Source organism: Dactylosporangium sp. NPDC000555, assembly GCF_040300025.1.
Lineage (GTDB): Bacteria > Actinomycetota > Actinomycetes > Mycobacteriales > Micromonosporaceae > Dactylosporangium.
This window is the reverse complement of sequence record NZ_JBEPDB010000024.1, coordinates 16,253-39,176: the sequence shown is the minus strand read 5'-3', so window position 1 is coordinate 39,176 and position 22,924 is coordinate 16,253. Positions and strand designations below refer to the sequence as shown.

17 protein-coding genes and 1 pseudogene are annotated in these 22,924 nt (G+C 73.5%); 14 read left to right on the top strand and 4 right to left on the bottom strand.

What is annotated here, in order from left to right:
* Positions 1 to 44 precede the first annotated feature (44 nt).
* From ABT297_RS17170 to ABT297_RS17150, 5 genes are read left to right on the top strand one after another with little or no spacing between them, the layout of a single operon-like run.
* Complete coding sequence (locus tag ABT297_RS17170) at positions 45 to 1,067, top strand: threonine aldolase family protein (RefSeq protein WP_350550053.1); 1,023 nt, start codon at positions 45 to 47, stop codon at positions 1,065 to 1,067.
* Positions 1,064 to 2,479, top strand: a complete 1,416-nt coding sequence (locus tag ABT297_RS17165; RefSeq protein ID WP_350550050.1) for a condensation domain-containing protein — start codon at positions 1,064 to 1,066, stop codon at positions 2,477 to 2,479. The genes ABT297_RS17170 and ABT297_RS17165 overlap by 4 nt, the downstream gene beginning before the upstream one ends.
* Complete coding sequence (locus tag ABT297_RS17160; protein WP_350550047.1) at positions 2,472 to 5,174, top strand: phosphopantetheine-binding protein; 2,703 nt, start codon at positions 2,472 to 2,474, stop codon at positions 5,172 to 5,174. Before ABT297_RS17165 ends, ABT297_RS17160 begins: the two co-directional genes overlap by 8 nt.
* On the top strand, positions 5,174 to 8,197 hold the full coding sequence (locus tag ABT297_RS17155) for a non-ribosomal peptide synthetase (protein WP_350550044.1): 3,024 nt from the start codon (positions 5,174 to 5,176) through the stop codon (positions 8,195 to 8,197). The genes ABT297_RS17160 and ABT297_RS17155 overlap by 1 nt, the downstream gene beginning before the upstream one ends.
* The gene (locus tag ABT297_RS17150; RefSeq protein WP_350550042.1) at positions 8,187 to 9,533 is read left to right on the top strand and encodes an amino acid adenylation domain-containing protein; all 1,347 of its coding nucleotides are present in this window, start codon (positions 8,187 to 8,189) and stop codon (positions 9,531 to 9,533) included. Before ABT297_RS17155 ends, ABT297_RS17150 begins: the two co-directional genes overlap by 11 nt.
* 27 nt (positions 9,534 to 9,560) lie before the next feature.
* Here the strand turns inward: ABT297_RS17150 and ABT297_RS17145 are convergent, their stop codons facing one another.
* The gene (locus ABT297_RS17145) at positions 9,561 to 10,535 is read right to left on the bottom strand and encodes a GHMP family kinase ATP-binding protein (RefSeq protein ID WP_350550040.1); all 975 of its coding nucleotides are present in this window, start codon (positions 10,533 to 10,535) and stop codon (positions 9,561 to 9,563) included.
* 251 nt (positions 10,536 to 10,786) lie between these two features.
* Between ABT297_RS17145 and ABT297_RS17140 the strand changes: the two genes are divergently transcribed.
* From ABT297_RS17140 to mtnC, 7 genes are read left to right on the top strand one after another with little or no spacing between them, the layout of a single operon-like run.
* Positions 10,787 to 11,200, top strand: a complete 414-nt coding sequence (locus ABT297_RS17140) for a hypothetical protein (RefSeq protein WP_350550038.1) — start codon at positions 10,787 to 10,789, stop codon at positions 11,198 to 11,200.
* A 3-nt stretch (positions 11,201 to 11,203) separates the two neighbouring features.
* Positions 11,204 to 12,289 carry a cysteine synthase family protein gene (locus ABT297_RS17135; RefSeq protein WP_350550036.1) on the top strand — a complete coding sequence of 362 codons (1,086 nt, stop codon included), beginning with the start codon at positions 11,204 to 11,206 and terminating at the stop codon, positions 12,287 to 12,289.
* Complete coding sequence (gene argH / locus ABT297_RS17130) at positions 12,286 to 13,746, top strand: argininosuccinate lyase (RefSeq protein WP_350550033.1); 1,461 nt, start codon at positions 12,286 to 12,288, stop codon at positions 13,744 to 13,746. The genes ABT297_RS17135 and argH overlap by 4 nt, the downstream gene beginning before the upstream one ends.
* Positions 13,743 to 15,008, top strand: coding sequence for an ATP-grasp domain-containing protein (locus ABT297_RS17125; protein ID WP_350550030.1), 1,266 nt, complete (start codon positions 13,743 to 13,745; stop codon positions 15,006 to 15,008). The genes argH and ABT297_RS17125 overlap by 4 nt, the downstream gene beginning before the upstream one ends.
* A 19-nt stretch (positions 15,009 to 15,027) precedes the next feature.
* Complete coding sequence (mtnA, locus tag ABT297_RS17120) at positions 15,028 to 16,659, top strand: S-methyl-5-thioribose-1-phosphate isomerase (RefSeq protein ID WP_350550027.1); 1,632 nt, start codon at positions 15,028 to 15,030, stop codon at positions 16,657 to 16,659.
* Positions 16,660 to 16,681: 22 nt separating this feature from the next.
* The gene (locus ABT297_RS17115; protein ID WP_350550024.1) at positions 16,682 to 17,263 is read left to right on the top strand and encodes a 1,2-dihydroxy-3-keto-5-methylthiopentene dioxygenase; all 582 of its coding nucleotides are present in this window, start codon (positions 16,682 to 16,684) and stop codon (positions 17,261 to 17,263) included.
* Positions 17,263 to 18,024, top strand: coding sequence for an acireductone synthase (gene mtnC / locus ABT297_RS17110; RefSeq protein WP_350550022.1), 762 nt, complete (start codon positions 17,263 to 17,265; stop codon positions 18,022 to 18,024). The genes ABT297_RS17115 and mtnC overlap by 1 nt, the downstream gene beginning before the upstream one ends.
* A 132-nt stretch (positions 18,025 to 18,156) precedes the next feature.
* On the opposite strand, the gene ABT297_RS17105 is transcribed toward mtnC, so the two are convergent.
* On the bottom strand, positions 18,157 to 18,423 hold the full coding sequence (locus tag ABT297_RS17105; protein ID WP_350550020.1) for a hypothetical protein: 267 nt from the start codon (positions 18,421 to 18,423) through the stop codon (positions 18,157 to 18,159).
* A 263-nt stretch (positions 18,424 to 18,686) separates the two neighbouring features.
* Here ABT297_RS17105 and ABT297_RS17100 point away from each other — a divergent pair, with 263 nt between their 5' ends.
* A complete protein-coding gene (locus tag ABT297_RS17100) occupies positions 18,687 to 18,890 on the top strand; it encodes an RICIN domain-containing protein (RefSeq protein WP_350550018.1) in 204 nt (67 codons plus the stop codon).
* A gap of 177 nt (positions 18,891 to 19,067) precedes the next feature.
* On the opposite strand, the gene tnpC is transcribed toward ABT297_RS17100, so the two are convergent.
* Positions 19,068 to 20,378: an IS66 family transposase gene (gene tnpC / locus ABT297_RS17095; protein WP_350550015.1), complete on the bottom strand. Its 1,311-nt coding sequence runs from the start codon at positions 20,376 to 20,378 to the stop codon at positions 19,068 to 19,070.
* Positions 20,379 to 20,537: 159 nt separating this feature from the next.
* Between tnpC and ABT297_RS17090 the strand changes: the two genes are divergently transcribed.
* Positions 20,538 to 21,308, top strand: a complete 771-nt coding sequence (locus ABT297_RS17090) for a dienelactone hydrolase family protein (RefSeq protein WP_350550012.1) — start codon at positions 20,538 to 20,540, stop codon at positions 21,306 to 21,308.
* 178 nt (positions 21,309 to 21,486) lie between these two features.
* On the opposite strand, the pseudogene ABT297_RS17085 reads toward ABT297_RS17090, so the two are convergent.
* Positions 21,487 to 22,870, bottom strand: a pseudogene (locus ABT297_RS17085) (IS1380 family transposase).
* Between the last annotated feature and the right edge of the window lie 54 nt (positions 22,871 to 22,924).

Genomic DNA, 22,924 nt, shown 5'->3' with positions numbered 1-22,924 from the left:
CGGCCCTTCGGAAGCTGAGGACGGCGACGAAGGGTTGGACGACAGTGGCTGACTTTCGATCTGACACGATCACCGTCGCCGACGCCAGGATGCGCGAGGCGATGGCGTCGGCGGCGGTAGGCGACGACTTCTACGGCGAGGACCCCACCGTCACGGCGCTGGAGCGCGCGACGGCGCAGCTGGTGGGCAAGCCGGCCGGGCTCTTCCTGCCCAACGGCACCCTGGCCAACACCGTGGCCGTGCTCGGGCTCACCGTCGGCGACCAGGTCGTGGTGCACGCAGAGTCCGACATCCAGATGTGGGAGGCGCACACGATCGCCTCGGTGGCCCGGCTGCAGACGCTGCCGCTGCCCGGCGAGCGGGGACGGCTCGACCTGCCCGCGCTGCAACGGTGCCTGCGGGCCACGGACGTGAACGCACCCCGGCCGGGCGTCGTGTGCATCGAGAACAGCCACGGCTCCAGCGGCGGGCACACCTGGTCGCTGGCCGAGATCGACTCCGTCGCCGAACTGTGCGCCGCTCACGGGGTGCCGCTGTACTGCGACGGGGCCCGCCTGTTCAACGCCGCCGTGGCGCGCGGCTACCGCGCCGCGGAGGCGGTCCGCCGGTGCGCCGCGGTCGCCGTCTCGCTCTACAAAGGACTCGGCGCGCCGATGGGCTCGGTGCTCTGCGGCGAACGGGACTTCATCGACCGGGCCAGGGTTCTACGGCGTACGCTCGGGCTGACCTTCCGCCAGATCGGTCACATCGCGGCCGCCGGGCTCGTGGCGCTGGAGAACATCGCCGACCTCGCCCAGGACCACGACCGGGCCCGGCTGCTGTGGGAGCAGCTGCGCCCGCTGGTCCCGGCCGAGGTCCTCGGCGACCCGCCCGAGACCAACATCGTGGCGCTGCGGTTCGGCGCCGACGCCGCCCGGGTCGTCGATCTGCTGGCCGCGGAGGGGATCCGGGTGACCGAGGTCGTCCCCGGCGTCGTCCGGTTCGTCACGCACCGCGACCTCGACGACGACGCGATCAACGCCGCGGTGGCCGCGGTGAAGTCCGCAATGGACTGGAGGTTGCGATGAGCGCGCCCGTCCGGCCTCGCACCGGGCCACGGCTCGACCGCCCACATCCGGCCCTGACCGGCCGCCCGTTGGCCCCACAGCAGCGTGGACTGTGGTTCCTGCAGCAGCTGCGCCCCTCGACGTCGGAGTACAACGTCCAGATCGCGCTGCGCATGCGCGGTCCCCTGCGCCTGGCCGCCCTGCAGAACACACTGAACCTTCTGGTCCTGCGGCACGAGCCGCTGCGCACGACGATCCGGGCCGACGCGTCCGGGCAGCCCCGGCAGTACGTGTGGCCCAGCCGCCACATCAGCCTCGACCCGGAGCCGGTGCGGGCGTCCGCCGACGAGCTCGACGCGCACGTCCGCCGGATCGTGCGGCAGGAGGTCCGCGAGCCGTTCGACCTCGCGGCCGGGTGGCCGATGCGGGTCCGCCTGGTGCGCCTCGGCGACGAGGACCACCTGCTGGTGCTGACCTTCAACCATCTGGCGGTCGACGGCGTGTCGCTGTCGATCCTGTCGGACGAGCTGAGCGCGGTCTACGCGGCGTTGGTCGCCGGCGAACCGGTCCGGCTGCCCGACCTCGACCTCACCTTCGCCGAGCACGCCGCGTGGCTGGCCGGCCGGAGCGTGGACGGGGCCGGGCTGGAGTACTGGCGCGGCGAGCTCGACGGCGTCGGCGACCTGGAGCTGCCGGCCGACCGCGCCGGACACGGCGTCGGCGCCTCGATGATCACCGTGCGGCGCGAGGTCAGCGAGCCGACCGTGCGGGGCCTCACCGCGCTCGCGCGATCGGCCGGCAGCAGCCTGTTCGCGGCCTGCCTGACCGGCTACGGGCTGCTGCTGCACCGCTGCACCGGCCAGCGCGACTTCGCCGTCGGCATGCCGGTGGCGGCGCGCACCGAGGCCGCGTGCGAACGCATCGTCGGCTGCTTCATGAACACGGTGTGCGTGCGCTTCCGCATCAACCCCGAGCTGCCGATCCGCGGGCTGGTCCAGCAGACCGGCCGGGCCGTGGCCGGGGCGCTGGAGCACCAGACGGTGCCGTTCGGCGAGGTGGTCCGCGCCGTCCGCCCGGGCCGCTCGACCGCCCGGCACCCGCTGTTCAGCGCGTTCTGCTCGGCGGTCGACGGGGCGCCCCCGGCCTTCCCGCTCGCCGGTCTGACGACCGAGGTTGTCGTCGCCGACTACCCGGTCGCCCGGTTCGACCTCAACGCGACCTTCGCCCTGGGGCTGCGACACGCCGCGATCCAGCTGGAGTGCAGCGACGCCCTGTTCGAGCCCGCCACCGCGCGGCAGCTGGCCGACCGCCTGGTGTCCGTCCTGGACTGGACGGCGGCGGACGGGGACCGCCCGGTCGCGTCGGTGCCCGCGCTCGGCCGGGCCGAGCGCGCTCACGTGCTGAGCCTGCTGAACGGGAGACACGATGGTTGATCGGCACAAGGCGATCCAGGCGCTGGCCCGCCGGATGGCCACCGAACGCGTCGACGCGCCCGCGCCGCGGCCGCCCGCGGCGCGCATTCCGTTGCCGCACGCGCACGCGGCGGACCTGGCCGCCGGCCGGACCCACCGCGTGCGGCTGAGCGCGCCGAGCATGGACCCGGCCCGGTTCGCCGCGGCGCTGCGAGCCGTCGCCGCGCGGCACGAGGCGCTGCGCCTCGGGCCGGTCCGCGACAGCGGGCGGGACTTCCTGGCCGCGGTACCGCATCCGGTGTCTCAAGTGGACGATCCGGCGGAACTGGCGCAGGCCGACCGGGCGCACCCGCTGCGGTGGGCCGTGCGGTCCGGACCGGACGGCGTGAGCGTCACGCTCGCGGTGAGCGCGTTCCTCGTCGACCGCTCGTGCTGGGCGGCGCTGCTGCCGGACCTGGCGGCGGCGTACGACGGCCGCGCGCTGCCCGCGCCGCACGGCCTGGAATATGGCGACTACTGCTACTGGCTCGCCCAGCGCGACCCCGTGGACGCGGCGCCCGCCCGGACCGTGGCGCAGGAGCTGGGGAGCCCCGCGGACGAGGCGTACTGGTCGTTTGCCGGCGGCCGCCCCCGGGCCGTGCACTGCCGCGCCGTCGCGTCCTACGACGGCCCCCGGGACGATGCCGCCGAGGCGCTGGCGGCCGGGCTGGCCGGCGCGCTGCGCGCCTGCGGCTGGCGCGGCGCGGCGGTGCGTATGCAACGCCGGCGCCCTCGGCGGCCGGCGCTGCCGATCGTCGGGCGGGTCGACGAGCCCGTCCTCGGCCTGGTCCGGCCCGACGGGGGCGCCGGCGCCGCGGCGCCGACCGCGGCCGTGCTCGACGCGCTCGACCCGTCCTGGACCGGCGCCGCCGAGCCGCTGGTGCAGCTCGACATCGACGTGGTGGACCTGCCCGAACTGCACCTCGGCGGTGCGCCCGTCGCCGTGGAGCCGGTGCTCGCCGCCGAGGCGACCGAGGGCTGGCACTGCTTGCTGCTGCGGCGGCCGGACGGCGCCCGGCTGTACGTGAGCGGCCCGGCGCTGACCCTGCCCTCGCTGCTGGACGCGCTGGCGGGTGCACACCGCGGCGAGGACCCGCTGACCGGCCGGGACCTCGGTGCCGAGGCGCCGGCGGACACCCGGGCGCCCGGCATCGTCACGCCGGTGCGCACGATCGCCCGGGACATCGTCGAGGCGGCGGTGGACCGGCGCGCCGCGCAGCTGCGCGACTGCGGCGTGCGCCCCGGCAGCCCGGTCGTCGTCGAGGCGACCGCCGGCCCGGAGACCGTGGCCAACCTGCTGGCCGCGCTGCGCTGCCGCGCCGACGTGCTCGCCGTCGACCCGCACGACCCGCCGGCCTGGCGGGAGGCGCTGCTCGCGCGGCTTCCCGGCGCGGTGCGCGTCAGCGCCGACAACACGGTCCACCCGCCGGCCGGCGGGGCCGCCAATCCCACCGGCGACGGTGAGGGCGCGGTGCTGCTGGGGCTGTCCGGCGCCCCCGGGCCCGCGGTGCTGGCGCGGGTACCGCTGCCGGACCTGCTCCACGGCGCCGCGGCACTCGGTGCGCTGTGGCGGCTGCGCCCGGGGCAGGCCCTGGTGGTTGACGCCGCGCACGTATCGGACGATCTCGTGCTGAAGGTGCTGGCGGCCGGGGTGCACGGCGCCGAGCTGGCGCTGCTGTCCGGCCCGGACGGCACCGCGGCGGTGGACCTGCTCGAGCAGTTCGCCGGCTGCGTCGTCGACGAGCACCTCCTGGGCGACTGGGCGGTGCCGACGCACCGCCTGCCCGGGCTGCGGCGCACGCGGCGCGGCGTCGATCCGGGTCCGGACGGCACCACCGTGTGGTGGGCCGCGGAAGCGCCGGCCACCCAGTGGGAGGTCACCGCCGACGGGCTGCGACCCGTGACGGGCCGCGCCCGGGCGGCCGACGACGGGGGCCGCACCGTGCCGGTCGGCGCCGCCGGCGAGCTGGTGCTGCGCGTCGCGCCCGGCACGCGGTACCACGCAGATCCCCGGCGCACCGCGGACCGGCTGCGGCCGTGCGCCGGCGGCGGCCGGGAGCAGCACACCGGGGCGCTGGCCGGCCGGCTCGCGGAGGCGCTCCGCGTGCTGCAGGTGCCGGCGGACCGGGCGGTGGCGCGCCACCGGACCTGCCTGACCGACGCCTGGTGGGCGCTGCTGGAGGGCCGGGGCATCGTGATCGCCCAGCCGCCGGGCGCGCCGGCGCCCGAGACGGCCGTCGTGCTGTCGCCGCGCCCGGTCGGCCCGGTCCAGCTGCCGGATCCGCTCGCCGCGGCGCCGGTGCTGGTCGACCGGGCCGCGGACGGGCTCGACGCGCAACGCGCGTGGCGGGTGGCCCAGGCGCGCGGCGAGCGCCGCCGCCCGGCCCGCGACGAGCGCTGGTCCACCCGGAAGGAGGCCGCGCTGGCCGCGGAGATCGTCGAACAGGTCCTCGGCGCGCCGGTCGGACCCGACGACGACCTGTTCTCCTTCGGCGCCACCTCACTGCAGCTCATGCGCGTGCTTCTGCAGGTCAAGGAGCGGACGGGCACCGAGATCCCGCTCGCCCGGTTCTTCGCCGCGCCGTCCGTGGCGACCCTCGCGGAGCTGATCGGCACGCAAACCGACGCGGCGACGGCCGCCCTGCAAGTCATCGACGAGATCACGGGAGAGTCGTAATGGATATCGTGCTGACTCCGAGCCAACACGACCGGCTGGTCGACAGTCTGATCGACGCGAGCCTGACCACGTCCGGGCGGGCCACGCTGGCCTGCACCACGCAGCTCACCCCGGATGCCGTCGAGGCGGCGTGGCGGGACACCTGCCGGGCGAACCCGGCGACGCGGCTCGCGATCCACCGCGGCGCGGCCACGCCGGAGCTGGTGGCCGGTGACGTCGCACCGGTCGAGTTCGCCGCCGCCCCGGAACCGGCCGGCGTCGACCCCGACGGCCCGCTGTGCCGGCTGTCCGCCGTCGTGGAGGGCGAGCGGGTCACCCGGCTCGTGCTGCGCTACAGCCACCTCGCCCTGGACGAGCGCAGCGGCGAGCTGCTCCTGCGCGAGGTCGCCCGGATCGCGGCCGGCGGCCAGCCCCGGCACCTACCCGACGCCGGCGACTACCGCGGCCGGCTCGGCGACCACCTGGACCGGGACGCCGCCGAGCGGTACTGGCGCACCGCGCTGACCGATCTCGACGCCGCGACGCCGCTCTTCGACGAGGCCAGGCAGCTGCCCAGGCCCCGGCGGGAGGTGCGCCGCGAACTGCCGACGGAGCTGCTCGGCTCCCTGCAAGCGCTGGCCGCCGAGCTCGACGTCCCCGAGTCGTGGCTGGTCCTGGCCGCGTACGCCGTCGTGGTGGCCCGCTTCCGCGGCGGCGAGCGCTCCGCCGTGGGCGTGCTGCTCGACACCCGGCCCGCAGAGCTGGCCGACGCCGCCGGCGTCTACGAATGCACGGTCCCGCTGGTGGGCGGGCTCGACCAGCGCCCGATGCCGCAGTGGCGGGCCGGATACCTCGACGCCATCAAGGAGTTGCTCACCAACTCCCACCTGTCGCGGGCCGAGCGCAACGAGCTGTCTGGCCGCGGCCGGGGCGTGGATCTGTTCGACTCGGCGTTCGACCTGCGCCCGGCGTCGGCGGTCGCCACCGGCCGGCCCGGCCCGGTCGTGGCCTACACGCTGCGCCTGGACGGCGGCGCGCTGACCGCCGTCCACGACCCGGCCATCGTCGCGGACGACCTGGCCGCCCGGCTGCTGGACTGCACCGCGGTGGCGCTGGCCGCCGTCGTGTCCGGCGAGCGTCCGACGGCCGACATCAGCCTGCTCGACGAGGCCCAGGCGCGGGCCGTGCAGCGGCACAATGCCACCCCGGCGGCGTACCCGGACGGGCGCTGCCTGCACCAGCTGGTCGAGGAGCAGGTGGCGCGGACCCCCGACGCGGTGGCCGTCGTGTTCGAGGGGCGGACGATGACGTACGCCGCGCTGAACCGCCGCGCCAACCGCCTGGCCCACCGGCTGATCGACCGCGGCGTCCGACCCGACGACATCGTCGGGCTGTGCGCCGAGCCCGGCTTCGAGATGTCTGTCGCGATCCTCGCCATCCTCAAGGCCGGCGCCGCCTACGCGCCGCTGGACCCGTTCTTCCCACCGGACCGGCTGGACTACCTCTACCGCGACCTGGACTGCTCCGTCGTGCTGGTCGAGCAGCATCTGGAGCACCGGCTGCCCGAAGACCCGGACCGCACGATCGTGCTGGCCGAGATCGACCCGCTCGCCGACGAGCCCGACGACTGGCCCGAGCACGACCCGACCCCGGCGGTCACCTCGCGCAACCTCGCGTACGTGATGTACACCTCGGGCTCCACCGGCCGGCCCAAGGGGGTGCTCATCGAGCACCGGGGCGCGGTGAACTTCCTGTGGTGGATGCGCGAACGGTTCGAACTGCGCCCGGACGAGGCCGCCCTGCAGTGGACCGCGTACAGCTTCGACGCCGCGGTCTGGGAGCTGTTCTGGCCGCTCGTCGTCGGCGCCCGGGTGGTCATGGCCCCCGCCAAGCTGCACCTGGATCTCGACCGGTTCGTCGACCTGATCGCCGACAACGACGTGGCGACCCTGCACTTCGTGCCCGCGATGCTGCAGACCTTCCTGTCCGCGCCGGGTGTCGAGCGGTGCACGTCGCTGCGGCACGTCTTCGTCAGCGGCGAGCCGGTCCCGGTCTCGCTGATGTGGCGCTTCCGGGAGCGGCTCGACGCCGACCTGATCAACCTCTACGGGGTGACCGAGGTCTCCATCGACTCCACCTACTACGTCTGCCCGCGCGGCGACGACGACCTGCCGTTCGTGCGCTCCGGCACGCCCCTGCACAACACCCAGACGTACGTGCTCGACGAGAGTCTGCAGCCGGTGCCGTTCGGCGCCCGCGGCGAGGTCTTCATCGCCGGTGACTCGGTGACCCGCGGCTACCTGCGCCGGCGCGGCCTGACCGCGTACCGGTTCGTGCCGGACCCGTTCAGCGGCGGCGGCGCGCGGATGTACCGCACCGGTGACATCGCCCAGCTGCTGCCCGACGGCAACCTGCGCTTCCTCGGCCGCAGCGACCACCAGGTGAAGATCCGCGGCATCCGCATCGAGTTGCTCGAGGTGGCGGCGGAGCTCAACGCGCTGCCCGGGGTGCGCGAGTCGTTGGTCGTACCGTTCGGCGAGGGCGCCGACCGCGGACTCGTCGCGTACGTCATCGCCGAGGAGGGCGAGACCGTCGACGTGGCCAAGCTCCGCGCGGCGGCCGCCGACCGGATGCCGCCGTACATGGTGCCCAACGCGATCATCGTGCTGGACCGCTTCCCGCTCAACAGCAACGGCAAGGTCGACCGGCCGGCGCTGCCGGACCCGGCGCAGGAGTTCTCCCGCCGGGAGGCCGGTCGGGCCCCGTCCGGGCCGGTGGAGGAGCGCATCGCCGAGATCTGGTGCCGGCTGCTGGGGCTGCAGACGGTCGGCGCCGACGAGGACTTCTTCAGCGTCGGTGGAAACTCGCTGTTGGCGACGCAGGTGATCGCCGAGGTGCGCCGGACGTTCACCGTCCAGCTGACCCTTCGCGAGTGGCTGGAGGCCAACACCATCGCCGAACTGGCCGCGGCGATCGCCCGGCGAAGCGAAAGCGATGCCGCCGCGCACCAGGTGCTCGACGAGGTGGAGCTGCATGTCGCCTGACACCGCCAGCCGGTCCGTCGTCGAGCGGCTCCGCGCGATGGAGCCGGGGGCCCGCGCGGTCGCCGTCCGGACCCTCGCCGAGCGCGGGCTGCTCGCGACGATCGACGTGCCGCCGGTGCGCCTCGTGGAGCGAAGCGACGCCCTCACGCGCAAACAGTCCGTGCTGTGGCAGCTCGACCACGACGGCCGCCACGGCGACTTCTACCACTGCGGCGCCCTGTGGTTCGCCCCGTCCTGCTCGGCGCGGGCGCTCGACGCGGCGTACCGATCGGTGGCCGGCGGGTTCGACGCGCTGGGCCGCGTGGTGGACGGCGGCGGGCGGCCGCGCAGCCGACCGGCACCGGTTCCCGAGCCGGTGCCGGTCGCGGTGCCGGCGTCGGTGCCCGACCCGATGGAGTGGGTGCGGCGCGATGCCGCGGCGGTGGCTTCCCGTCCGCTGGATCCGGGCCGCAGCGCCGCGATGGTGCGGGTGTACGCCCTGCCGGACGGGTCGGGCGCCCTGGCGGTCGTCGGCCACGACGTCCACCTCGACCACCAGGGCCTCGTCGAGGTGCTCGGCCCCGCCGTGGCCGCGCGGCTCACCGGGTCGGCGCCGGTGGTGGAGGAGATCGGGATCACCGACGTCGCGGCCTGGCAGCTGCAGCGGCTCGACGACGGCGTCCTGGGCGTGGCGGTCGACGAGCGCCGCGCGGCCCTGGCCGGCGCGCCGCGGTGCCCGTGGCCGACCGGCGGTGACCGGGCCGGCCGGCGGGTGGATCTGCTGCGCGGTGCGCGGGCGGCCGAGTCGCTGCGCGGCGCCGCCGCCGAGGCCGGGGTGTCGCCGGCGACGCTCACGTTCGTCGCGTGGTACCGGGCGCTGAGCGCCTGGGATCCGCGCCTCCCGGCGGTACCGATCGGGTGCTGCACGACCGCGCGGCTGCGCCCGGAACTGCGCAGCACGCTGGGCAACCTGACCAACACGGTGGTGCTGCGGCCCGCACCGCAGTGGTCCGGGCTCGCCCGGCCGGCGCTGGTCGAGGAGGCGCACCAGGCGATGAAGGAGGCCCTCGGCTCCGTGGACCTGCCGTTCGAGCTCGTCTTCGGCGACGGCGCGACGCCCGACGAGGCAATCGGCGTGCGCTTCACGTTCGTCGAGGGGGCGCCGTCCGGCGGTGAGCCGGCGATGCGGGCGGAGCCGGTGCGCTTCTCGTACGCCAAGTCGGTGCTGTCCTGCGAGGTGCACCTGGACGAGGCCGAGGGGCTGCGGGTCTGGCTCGATTACCGGCCGGCGCAGATCCCCGACCGCGACGCCGACCGGCTCGCGGCGCTGCTGCGCGCGCAGCTCATGAGCCGATAGCGGTAGGTGGCGGGTCGAGCCCACCACCTACTGGCGCTCGGACGGCGGCTGCAGCAGGTCGCTGTCGCGAACGGTGTAGATCCGGCCGGTCAGGTCCTTGCGGCGCAGGCACAGCTTCGCCTCCCGCAGCCGCGCGGCAAAGTCGCTCTGGTGCTCCGAGAAGATTAGGCCGATCACGGTGCCGGTGTGGGCCACCGCGATGCCCAGCGCGCCGGTGGTGCCGGCCACCCGCCGCATCAGCTCGAAGTTGCGCTTGGGCAGGACCCGCTGGTTGATGACCGCGCTCTCCGTGGCGATCTGCGCCGCCGTGGCGAAGTCGTTCATCATGAGCGCCGCGTCCAGCTGGCTCAGCAGTGTCGCGTAGTGCAGCGCGAGCCGCCTGGACTCGCGCTCGCGCCGATGGAACTCCGCGGTGTCGACGGAACCGTCCTCGTCGACGCCGAGGATGCGCCAGCGCAGATCTGTGTCGTAGGTGCGAACCAACGTGTGCGAGCGCTGCAGGCACAGCGTGATCGAGTCGCTCAGGACGTAGTCGCCCCATTCGATGTTTCGGGCCACGAGCGTGCCGAGAGCGTGCAGCACCCGCTGCGGCGTGTCCGGCGCCGACGCGGCGACCAGCGCCGCGAGCGAGGCCATGATGTCGGCGGTCGAGCTGGCGCAGCCCTTGCCGACCGGGATGTTGCTGTTGACGGACAGGTCGATCTCGACATCGTAGAGCCCGAGCGCGTGGGCCAGGTCGGTGGTCGCGGCCAGTGCCCGGGCCCGGTCGGCGGGCTGGACGCGATGACCGCCGCGGCCACGGGTCAGCGACACCGTGCTGGTCGTGCACAGTTCCTGGACCGGCAACGTCACCAGGAAGTGCTCGAATCCGCCGTCGGGCTGCTGCCGGTACCCCTGCAGCAGCTCACCGAATGTCCCGTGCACGGTGGCGTCGCCGAGCTGTCGCGCGCGGCCGCCCGCGAACCGCATACGTTCCGGGCGTTGCTTGAGGGGCAAACTCATCTGGTCTCAGACTTCCTCGTCGGCAGTCGGGACGCGGCCTGTGATTGATCCGCCGTGGAAAGCGTCCCACGGGCGCCGGGCCGATCCCGGAAGCGCCGAAAGAATCGCGACGGCGGCGGCCGGGTCCGTCCGGATTCTTTCGGTGTCGTTGTCCGGCCGTCGCGGCGGTGCCTACGGTTCGGAATGTCTGCGGCGCGCCCGGCCGGACCGGCGGAGGTCGCGCCGGTGCCCGACCGTTCAAGGGGGTGGCGATGAGTTCCAGTCGAGCAGGCGGGGCGGCGATGCTGAAGCGAATCGATGATTGGCAGGACGCTCTGGACTTCGCGGCGGGTGTGGTCACCGACGTGCCGGTCGGCCCGGAGGCACACCACTACCGCTCCCTCGCCCGGCGGCTCGTCGCCGCGGCGGTGTGGCACGTCGCGTCCGAGAGCGGATCCTCCGAACTCGACGCCGCGCAGGTCCGGCGGATCGTCGGCGCCGAACTGCCAGCCGACTCCGGTGACGTGGCGGACCGGCCGCTGAGCCGCTCGAGCGACCCGCGCGTGCGCGCGGTGGTCGACGACGTCCGGCGCAACGGGCGCAGCTGGGTCAAGGTCGAGGCGAACGAGCAGAACGCGGCCGCGTGGATGGCGATGCAGTGCCTCGCCGGCCCGGCCGGAGGGTGAACGATGCGAGCGACGTTGCGGTACGGGGCCGGGAGATTCCAACGCTCCGCCGCGCTCGAGGCGACCGAGGCGTACCAGCTGCCGAGGCTGATCCAGCTCGAACCGAACCTCTACGCCGCATCCTTCACGCTGATGAAGATGGTACCGGCCCGGTACATCCTGCGCCGCGCGCTCGACGACGGTCGCCTCGAGCCCGGCACGGTGATCGTCGAGACCACGTCCGGAACGTTCGGGCTCGCCCTGGCCATGCAGGGCGTGCACCTCGACCGCCGGGTCATCCTGGTCAGTGACCCGGTCATCGACGAGCGACTGTATCGGCGCCTGAGCGACCTCGGAGCGACCGTGCTGCGGGTGCCGGAGGGCGCGGGCGAGCGCCCCGGCGGCTACCAGGCGGCCCGGCTGGAGCTGCTGGCCCGGGTTCGCGCCGAGCACCCGGCGACGTTCTGCCCGGAGCAGTACACCAACCCGGACAACCCCCGCGCGTACGCCGTCGCGGCCGAGCACATCCTCGACACCCTCGGGCCGGTCGACTGCCTGGTCGGTCCCGTCGGCTCCGGCGGTTCGATGTGCGGCACCGCGACGCGGCTGCGCGCGGATGCGCCGCACTGCCAGGCCATCGGCGTGGACACCTTCGCCAGCGTGCTGTTCGGCCAGCCCGACGGCCACCGGGAGCTGCGCGGCCTGGGCATGAGCCTGATGCCGGGCAACCTCGACCACCGCGTCTTCGACCACGTCCACTGGTGCTCCGCGCCGGTGGCGTACGCGGCGACCCGCCAGTTGCACCAGCGGCACGCCCTGTTCATGGGGCCCACCAGCGGCGCGGCCTACGTCGTCGCCCGGTGGCACGCCCGGCGCAACCCCGGTGCGCGCACCGTCGTGATGCTGCCCGACGAGGGGTACCGCTATCAGGACACCGTCTACGACGACGGCTGGCTGGCCGCCCACCACGCCGGGGTCACGGTCCCGGAGGAGCCCTTCGCCGTCGACCACCCGCACGCGGCCCGGCCGCCGTGGGCGACCTTCGCCTGGGCCCGGCGCAGCGCCGCCGAGGTGGCCGCCGGCGAACCGGTGGGAGCCGTGCCGCGATGAGCGGAACCGGTCGCCTCGTCGGCCAGCTCGGTCCGCGCACGCAACGGGTGGTGTACGGCGAGCCGACCGGCGCGGCGCTGCACCAGGAGCTTTCCCTGACCGCCCGGATCGACCGCGCGCACCTGGTGATGCTCGCCGAGAGCGGCCTGATCGACAAGGCGACCGCCGCCGTCCTGCTGCGCTGCATCGGCGAACTGGAAGCGGCCGGCTTCGCGCCGCTCGCCGGCCGGCCGGCGCCGCGCGGGCTGTACCTGATGTACGAGCAGTACCTCGCCGAGCGCCTCGGCGCCGACGTCGGCGGCGTGCTGCACACCGCCCGCTCGCGCAACGACCTCAAGGCGACCGCCACGGCGCTTCGGCTGCGCGACCGGCTGCTCGACCTGATCGAGGACGCGCTTCGGCTGCTCGGCGTGCTGCTGGCGCGGGCGCGGGCCCACCGCGACGTCCTGATGCCCAGCTATACCCACCACCAGGCGGCGATGCCGGTCACCTACGGCTACTACCTGCTCGGCGTGGCCGAAGCGGTGGCTCGCGACGTCGACGCGCTGCGCGGCGCGGCGGCGGGCCTCGCGAGCTGCCCGCTCGGCGCCGGCGCGGTCGCCGGGACGGACCTGCGGATCGCACCGCAGCGCACGGCGCGACTGCTCGGCTTCGCGACCCCGGCGCGACACGCCGCCGACGCGGTCGCCAGCCGCGACACGGCGCTTCGGGCCCTCGCCGCGGCCACGGGCCTGGCCGTGACGCTGAGCCGGGTCGCCGGCGACCTGCAGCTGTGGAGCACCGCCGAGTTCGGCCTGATCTGGTTCCCGGACCGGCTCGTCGGCAGCAGCTCCGCAATGCCGCAGAAGCGCAACGCCTTCCTGCTGGAACACCTGCTCGCCAAGCCGGCCCACGCGGTGGGCGCCTGGACCGCCATGGTCACCGCCATGGCCGGCGCGCCGTTCAGCAACACCATCGAGGTCGGCACCGAGGCGGTGGCGGCGCTCTGGCCCGGCCTGCAGGCGGTGCACGACGCGGTACAGCTCGCCCAGGTGGTCGTGCTCGGTGCCCGGCCCGTGCCGGACCGCATGCGGGAACGGATCCGCGACGGCTTCACCACCGCCACGGCGATCGCCAACCGGCTGGTGCGCGACGGCATTCCGTTCCGCACCGCGCACCGGATGGTGGGCGCGGCCGTGCGGCAGGCGGTGGAGGCGGGCACCACCGACCTGGCGCCGTTCGGCCTGTCCGACTGGCTGACCGATGTGGACACCGAACCGGCGGCGGTGGTCGCCGCCCAGCGCTACGGCGGCGGACCGGGCGCGTTCGAGGAGGCATTCCGCCCGGCGCTGGCCGAATGGGCCGCGCTGCGCGCGTGGTGCGGCGATCGGCGGGCCGATGCGCGCCACGCGGACCAGGAGCTTCGCGGCGCCGTCGCGCTGCTCGCGGGGATCGACTCGCCGGAGGAAGGGCCGTGAATGGGCAGCCATTCGTGCTCGTCGAGAGCAACACAACCGGCTCGGGGCGCCTGTTCTGCGCCGCGGCGCGCCGCCTCGGGCTGCGGCCGGTGGTCCTGGCCCGCGACCCGGCCCGATACCCGTACCTCGCCGAGGACGCGGTCGACGGCCGGCGCGTCGACACCGCCTCGATCGACGCGGTGCTGGCCGCCATCGAGGCGCTGGGCGCCCCCGTGGCCGGCGTGACGAGCAGCTCGGAGTACTTCATCGCGACCGCCGGCGAAGCGGCCCGCCGGCTGGGCCTGCCGCACGTCGACCCGGACGCCGTGCGCGGCTGCCGGGACAAGGCGCGGCAGCGCGCGGTGCTGGCCGCGGCGGGCGTGCCGGTGCCCCGGTTCGCGCCGGCCGCGACCGTCGCCGCCGCGGTCGCCGCCGCGGGCCGGATCGGGGGGCCGGTGGTGTGCAAGCCGGTCGCGGGCTCCGGCTCGGTGGGCGTGCGGCTGTGCACGAGCCCGGCGGAGGTCCGCCGCGCGGCCGCCGCGGTGCTCGAGGGTGATCCCGCAGCGCTCGGCCTGCCGCCGCAGCCGGCGATCGTCGTCGAGCGGTACGTGGCCGGGACCGAGTACTCGGTGGAGATCTTCGACGACGCCGTCGTCGCGGTCACCCGCAAGTACCTCGGCGCCGAGCCACACTTCGTCGAGGTCGGACACGACGTCCCGGCCGCCCTGGGGCCCGGGGACGCCGAGCGGATCGGTGCCGTCGCGCTGCGGGCGGTGCGCGCGCTCGGTCTGCGCTGGAGCCCGGCCCATGTGGAGCTGCGCGACGGCCCCGCCGGTGTGAGCGTGATCGAGGTCAACCCGCGCCTGGCTGGCGGCATGATCCCGCGGGCGGTGCAGGCGGCGACCGGGATCGACCTGATCGCGGCGACCGTCGCGCGGGCGGCGGGCCGCCGGGCCGATCCCGCCGCGGCCGGCGACGCGACGATGCCCGGCCCGGCCGGCGCGGCGGCGGTCCGGTTCCTCGTCGCGGACCGGCCCGGCCGGCTGCACGCGGTCGACGGGGTCGAGGCCGCTCGCCGGCTGCCCGGCGTCGTCGACGTCGGGGTGCTGCGCCAGCCGGGGTCCGAGGTCGCGCTGACGCACTCGTTCCAGGACCGGCTGGCGTACGTCATCGCCGGTGGCCCGGAGCCGGCGGTGGCGGGCCGCCGGGCGAATGCCGCGCTGGCGGCACTGCAGGTCTCCATCGCACCCGCGCCGGACGCCGTCCCCGCCTGGCGGCGGTAGGCGCAGAAGGGGTAGTCCCGTGGAAACGCTCGACGAACCGCTCGCGGACCGCACGCTGGCCTGGGTTGACGGCGCCGTCGAAACCGTAGACCAGACCGATCTGCCGCACCGGTACCGGCGGCTGCGCATCACGACGGTGGACGAGCTGATCGACGCCATCCAGCGGCTGGCGATCCGCGGCGCTCCGGCGCTCGGTCTCGCCGGGGCGTTCGGCGTCGCGCTGTCGGCGCACCGGCACCGCGACGGCGACCCGCAGCGGGTCTACGACGACGCCCGCCGGCTGGCCGCCGCGCGTCCCACCGCGGTCAACCTGGCCCGCGGCGTCGAGTCCGCGCTCCGCGAGGTCGTCCACGGCCCCGACGCCGTGCTCAAGCACGCGATCGAGCTCGCCGACGCCGACGTGCGGACCAATCGCGAAGCCGCGGTACGCGCCGCCGACCTGCTCGCCGAGATCGGCCCGCAGCGGCCGCTGCGGTTGCTCACCCACTGCCACACCGGGCGCCTGGCCACCGGCGGGCGGGGAACCGCGCTGGAGGCCGCCGTCGAACTGGCCGCACGGGGTCGGCTGGAGTCTGTGCTGGCGACCGAGACCCGGCCGCTGCTGCAGGGCGCCAGGCTCACGACGTGGGAGCTGCGCGCGGCCGGTGTACCGCACCGGCTCTGCGTCGACTCGGCGGCCCCCGCGGCGATGGCAGCCGGCCTGGTCGACTGCGTCGTGGTCGGCGCCGACCGGATCGCGGCCAACGGAGACGTCGCCAACAAGATCGGAACCTACGCGCTGGCCGTCGCGGCCGCCCGCCACGGCATCCCGTTCGTCGTGGTCGCGCCCGAGTCCACCGTCGACCCGCAGACGCCCGACGGCCGAGCGATCGTCATCGAACAGCGACCGCCGGAGGAGGTCACGTCGCTGGCCGCCACGCCTATCGCCGCGCCGGGCACGGCCGCCTTCAACCCGGCGTTCGACGTCACGCCCACCAACCTCGTCACCGCCGTGGTCACCGAGTCCCGGGTGCTCCCCGGCGGCCGCCCGGCCCGCTCGCGGACCGAGGCCACCGCGGCCGGTGAGCTCGCCGGGTTGTCCCGCGAGCTGTACCAGCGCGGCTGGCTGCCCGGCACCTCGGGGAACCTGTCCGTCCGGCTCAGCGCCGACGAGGTGCTCATCACGGCCAGCGGACGGGACAAGGGAGAGCTGACCGCGGCCGACACCGTGCGCGTCGGCGTCGGCTCCGGCCAGCCGGTCACGCCGGGCGCGCCCCGGCCGTCGGCCGAGACATCCATCCATCTCGCCATCTACCGGCGGTTCGGCGAGTGCGGCGCCGTCGTGCACGCGCACAGCCCCTACGCGACGGCGCTGGCCAGCCGGCAGGCCCGGGCCGGCCAGCGGGTCGTCCGGTTCGACGGGTACGAGCTCGCCGCCGGCCTCGGGCGGCGCGACGGGCTCGCCGTGCCGGTGTTCACCAACTGGTCCGACGTCTCGCGCATCGCCGCGGACGCCGACGCCTGGTTCGAAAGCCGGCCCGAGCACGGCGGACCGGCCCTGCTGATCGCATACCACGGCGTGACGGTCTGGGGAACCGACCTGCGCCAGGCCCGTAACCATCTCGAGTGCGTCGAGGAGCTGTGCCGGCTGGCGCTGCTCCTGCCGCGTTGACCGATCGCGGAGGAGGACAACCATGCCCCTGCTGCAAATCATGCCCGACGACGAGCCCGCTCAGATCCGGCTCCGGACGCAGGATCCGGCCGAGATCGGCCGGGCCCTGGCGGCGCTGGGGGTCAGGTTCGAACGGTGGACGGCTCGCCAGCTGCCCGACGGCGCCGACAGCGCCGCGGTGCTGGAGGCGTACCGCGACGAGGTCGACCGGCTGTGCAAGGCCGGCGGGTTCCGGCTGGTGGACGTCGCGCGGATGGTACCCGACGACGACGACCCCCAGTGGCCGGCGACGGCGCGGGCAGCCCGGGAGAAGTTCCTCGACGAGCACACCCACGCCGAGGGCGAGGTACGGTTCTTCGTGGCCGGCAGCGGCTGCTTCTACCTGCACGTCGACGGGAACGTGTACGCCGTTGTGTGCGAGGCGGGCGACCTGATGTCGGTCCCTGAGAACACTCGCCACTGGTTCGACATGGGGGAGCGGCCGCAGTTCACCGCGATCCGGTTCTTCCAGGAGGAGGACGGCTGGATCGCCGACTTCGTCCCGGACAGCATCGCCCGCCGCTTCCCGACCCTCGACCAGTTGCGAAGCGCTGCGGTGCGCTGATGCGCGCCGTCGTGCTCGACGTGGAGGGCACCACCAGCTCCGCCGACCACGTGCGTACCGTGCTGTTCGGGTACGCCCGGCGTGAGCTCCCGCAGTGGCTCGTCGCCCACCGCACCGATCCCGCGGTCGTCCGGGCGCTGCGCTCGGCGGCCGCGCTGAGCGGCCATCCGGCCCGCGACGGCGGCGATCTCCTGAGCGATCGGGACCTGCGGGAGCTCACGGCCGTCCTGCGGGACTGGATCGACCGGGACGCCAAGGCAACCGCGCTCAAGAGCATCCAGGGCATGATGTGGCAGGAGGGTTTCGCCGCCGGTGCGTTGACTTCCCATGTGTACCCCGACGTGCCCCCTGCGCTTCGCCGCTGGCACGCCCGCGGGCTGACGCTGTGCATCTTTTCCTCCGGTTCGGTCACCGCGCAGCACGCCTGGTTCCGCCACTCGCCGCACGGTGACCTGACGCCATACCTCACCCACCACTTCGACACCGAGAACGCGGGTGCGAAGTCGTCGCCGGACTCGTACCGGGCGATTGCCGCCGCCATCGGCGCCGCGGCCGGCCAGATCGTGTTCCTGTCCGACAGCGACGCCGAGCTGCGGGCCGCCCGGACGGCCGGCTGGCAGGCCATCGGGGTCCGCCGCGAGGAGAGCACGCCGCCGGCGGCGGACGGCCCGGTGGTCGGCTCCTTCGACGAGCTCGACATCACGCCGGAGGGCGCCCAGATCCTCGGCGCCGCACGAGGTCACCCCTACGTCGCTCGCTGATGCGGGCCACCACGGCCCGCACACAACCGCCGCCGCGCTGCTGGAGGTGTCCCACCAACGTCGGCGACACCGGGCGACGCCCCGCCCAGGTGCCGTAGACCCGGAACCGTCGGCGTGGGCGGTGCTGTCGTCTCAGCGGTTGCAGTTGACGTAGAGGTCGTCCACGTTGACGTCGATGCTGTCCGTGTGCCCGTACGGGTCGGTGTAGCCGAGCACGGAGACCGTCGTCGGCCTGCCCACCCACGGATCGGTGGTGAAGTTCCGGTAGTTCGGGTACTTGCTGATCAGGTCGACGTGCCGCAGCGAGATGTACTGCCACGTCGCGGGATTGATGACCTCGAGGTTGACGTGGACGTGTCCGTTGAGCTGCCAGTCCTCCGGCCTGATCCAGATGCTCATGGTGCGGTTGGGCGTCTCCGTCGGATGCGCATCGCGCGGCCCAGCGAGGCCCATGAGCCGCTGCCGGTCGCGTGCAGGAAGCCGCTGTGGGTCGGGCGTGCCCCGGCGTGACCTGGCGCGGCCGGCGGAAAGTTTCACCACCGGCGCCGTCTTCTCCCGGTCTGGCAGCGGCCGAGCGTGGCACCCATGGAACACGTCGCAGACCGGCAGCGTTCCTTGCAGACCGGAAACAGGATGGCGATGTCCGCCGCGGAGGTAGAACCATGGCCTACCCAACGGACAACAACGGCGACAACCAGGGGTGGAAGCTGGTCCACTCGTCGACGACCGGGTACTACGAGATCGTCAACGTGCGCACCGGTTGGTACGTCGACGTCGAAGGCGGCTCGACCGCGGACGGCGCGAAGGTCATCCAGTGGGTCGGCAACGGTGGCTCCAGCCAGGAGTGGCAGCTCGTCGGCCTGTGAACGACGTCCCGCACACCCCGGATGGGGACTCCCCGTAACCAACAAGCACACAGGCCCGACCAGAGAGCCGGCGTCCGCGACCCGTCACATCGGCCGCGGACGCCGGCTCCTCCGGCTGCTCGAGTTGGGCCATGTGGCAGTGGTCGGCGAACTGCATAGGTTTTAGGGCGTACGTGTTCAGCTTGAGGGCGCTGGGGGCATCCATGGGCCGGTGGTGAACAACTGTTTGAGCACGGTGAGCGTGTCTTGGCCGTGCTTGGTGGCGGTGTCCAGGTAGGAGCGCACGGTGGCGAAGGCGGCCAGGCCGTGCAGGACGCGCCAGGTTGCGGAGATCTTCTGCTGGAGTTTGATCGGCCGTAGCGCCCGCTCGGCGGTGTTGTTCGTGAATGGCGCGGCCAGGTCGAGCACGAAGCGCAGGATCATGCCGCGGTGGGTGTGGAAGCGTTCGACGAGTTTGCCGGCGCGGGACAGGTCGCCGTTTCGGTCGGGTGGGTTCTCGGCCCGGCCGTGCGCGACGGCTCCGGCGTAGTAGGAGCCGATACGGGAGATCTCCTGCTCGGTGAGCGCGTCACGGCCGTCGGTGACGGCCTGTTCGGTGGTCTGTTTGGCGATCAGCAGGGTGGTGGCCATCGCCTCGGCCCAGGACTGCCCGGCGGGGTCGGCTTCGTGGACGGCTTTGAGGTCGCGCAGCAGGTGCGCCCCGCACCAGGCGTGGGTCGCGTCGCGCAGGTGCTGGTAGGCGGCGTAGCCGTCGCGCACGATGGTGCCGGTGAAGCCGGGCAGTACCCCACCGGCGTCCACGTCCGCCGCGGCACGGCCACCGACGTGGAACAGCGTGTAGTCAGCGGTGCAGGCCACGTGCACATAGCCCCACCGGCCGTCGAGGCGGGCTGGGGTCTCATCGGCGTGCGGCACCGGCGCGGCGCGTAGCAGTTCCCGCAGCCGGTCGGTGAACGGCGCCAGCCGCGCGGCGGCCTCGAGGAACACGCCGTGGACGAACCCCGTCGACACCCGCGCCCCGGCCAGGTCACCCAACAGCCGGGCGGCACGGGCATACGGCAGGAACTGTGCCCCACGCGCGTAGACCGCCGCCGCCTTGACCGCCGGCCCGTACTGCACCCGGCCGCTGACCCCGGCCGGCACGTCGGCGATCGTCACATGACCACAGTTGCAGGCCACCGCCACGATCTGGTGCTCAGTGACCACCATCTTCAGCTCCGGCAGTTCGAAGACCTGCCGCCGCTGCCGGGCATACTCGGCCCGGTCACCGAGAGCCGCCCCGCACACCGCGTTCGCGCACCGGTCCGGCCGGTGCTCCACCACATGATCCGGCCGGGCGATCAACGCCAACGTCGACCCCGACGATCCCGGCTGCTTGCCTTTACTCCGTCCGGACGCCTTGCCAGACACACGTTTCGGCCTGCCCAGCCCGTCCGGCGACGGCGGCCGCGACGAATTCGTCGAGTTCAACCCCAACCGACGCTGCAACTCGGCGGGTCCCGCGTCTGGTTTCCGCAACTGACTAGAGGGGAACCAGAAGCGGACGTGACTTCCTGCTGGGGTAGTCGCGGTGCTGCTGTTGACATCGGTTTGGCTCAAAGCGAACGCAGTTCAACAAAGCGCACAGCCTGGCCTAGTGTCGATCTGGTGATCGCAACGCGGGAAGTCACCTATGACATCGACGGGCTGGCGATGATCGGTCACATGTCGCGGCCACAGGGCGGTGGGCCATGGCCGGCTGTGCTTCTGGGACACGACGGAGTCGGTCTCGACGACTATCAACGCGGCCGAGCCGACGATCTCGCTGAACGCGGCTACCTGACCTTCGCAATGGATTACCACGGCGGCCAGACCTTCTTCGGCGAGCCGCAAGCGATGCTGGATCGGGCCCTGCCGCTGTTGGCCGACCCCGCCCGCATGCTGACCATCGGCCAAGCCGCGCTCGACGTCCTGCTCGCCGAACCCGGCGCCGACCACACGCGACTTGCCACGCTCGGTTTCGGGGCTGGCGGTCGAATCGTGCTGGAACTCGCCAGGATGGGAGTGCCCTTCAAAGCGCTCGGCGTAATCCACCCCGGCCTGCCGACCCCGCGTGCCGAGGACTGGACAAACGCCGGCGGGATCTTCCTGCTCTGTACCGGTTCCGAAGATCCGCTCTGTACTCCAGCTCAGATTCTCACGTTCGGCAGCGCGCTGCAGGAGGCCGGCGTCGATTGGCGGGCACACATCTACGGCGGAGCCAAACACGCCTTCTGGGCAGCTCCTACCCACCCTGACGGGTCACCTACCGGCGGCACCGACCACCTCAACCCCACCGTGCCCGGCGTGGGCTTCCACGCCGGGCACGCCGCACGGGCGTGGCTAGCGGTTCTCGACTTGTTCAGCGAAAGCATCGGGGCGCAGACGCTCACCTTCTAAGCCTCGATCCGTGGATCGGCGCTGGCATGGGTGTTTGGATGGAACCGAATTGATCTTGTTGGGTTGAGAGCGTGGCTGTACTGCTGGCCCTCGGTCCAGCCTGCTCGGTTCCTGTTTGTCGGGTCGGTTGCGGGATGGGGGTGTTGCGTGGTGGTGCGCGCGGCAGGGGTTGTCCGCCTCAGGCGGCGAAGACGGCGTTCCAGAAGGTGAGCCAGGCTCGGGCGCGGGGCCAGTGCGTGGGTAGGTGCCGGATGGGGCGGCGTTGGGGGCGGGCGAGCCGGGCCGGGATGCTGATCAGATGGGTGCGCAGGGTGGCGCCGCGGGCTTTGGCGTAGCGGGTGGTACCGGTCAGTGTGCCGGCGGCGCGCAGCAGGTTGTGGCAGATCGCGGCGAGGATGGTCCAGGCGGCATTGGCACCGAAGGAGCCGGAGGGTTGGTGGGCCCACGGGCCGTCGATGAGGTCGGACCAGACGGTCTCGCAGATGGCGTGCTGGCGATGGGTGAGATCGGCGTCGGTGACCGGCTCGGTGGTGTTGGTGAAGAACGGGTGGTAGCGCCAGACCGGGAACAGCGGGTCCTGGGTGTTGGCGTCCAGCACGCGGCGCGCGACGAGCCAGCCGGTGGTCTCGTGGCGGGTGCCGGCGAACGCGGTGTACGGCGTTTCTGCCACCTGAGCGTCGGAGATCAGCTCACCGGTGTCCGGGTCGATGACCGCGCCGGGGTAGCGCACCGGCGTGTACTGCTCGTCGTTGATGGCGGCGATCGCGGCGTCGACGGCGGAGTTGCGGGCGATGGCGAGGGAGAACTGCGCTCCCGCCTTGACGACAGAGGTGACGACCTTGCCGGAGCAGTACGCGGAGTCGCCGCGCACCAGGATGTTTGCCGGGTCCGCGCCGGCCGCCACCGCGGTGGTGAGCGCTTCGCTGACCATGCTGGCTGCGCCCTTGCCGGAGCCGGCACGTCCGGCCCGCAGCCGGACCCCGGCCAGCACCGGCGCCGCTTGCGGGGTGCTGATGGTGACTGCGAGCGGGGACAGGCCACGCCGCAGCACGGTCTTGCCCGCGATCTTCGTGTGGCCGAACGAGGCGCCCTGCTTGGCGTGGCCGTACACCGGGCGCAGCAGCGAGTCGATGTCGACGAAGACGCGCAAGTCGATGCCGGCCAGCAGCGGCGTGCGCGAAGCGAGGGCAAGCAGGTGCCGGTGCAACACAGCCGACAGTTGCCGGGTGTGGCCGTGGGTGAACTCCCGCAGCAGGATCCCCAACGTCGTGGCGGCGTAGACGCCGCTGAACAGTTTGCCCGTCACCGGCACGGATGACGTCGAGGTCGTCGATGCTGTCCGCGCCGGTGGCCATCCCGGCAATGATCGAGGTCAGTTTCGGTGTCGCGTTGGCGGCCCCGGACTTGATCCGCTCATCGACGAACCGTACGTGCTCGTCCAGCAACTGTGACAGTCTCGTCTGCTGGGCCAGTTCCAGCAGTGGGACGAGGCCTGCGTGCGACACGAGATTGCCCTCGTCGAATACCGCGCTGTCCCCGCGCCAGGTGTGCGATCCTTGCACCGAGAGTGTCCTTCCGAGCCGGTCTGATCAAGGTTCTAGGCAAACCCGATCATC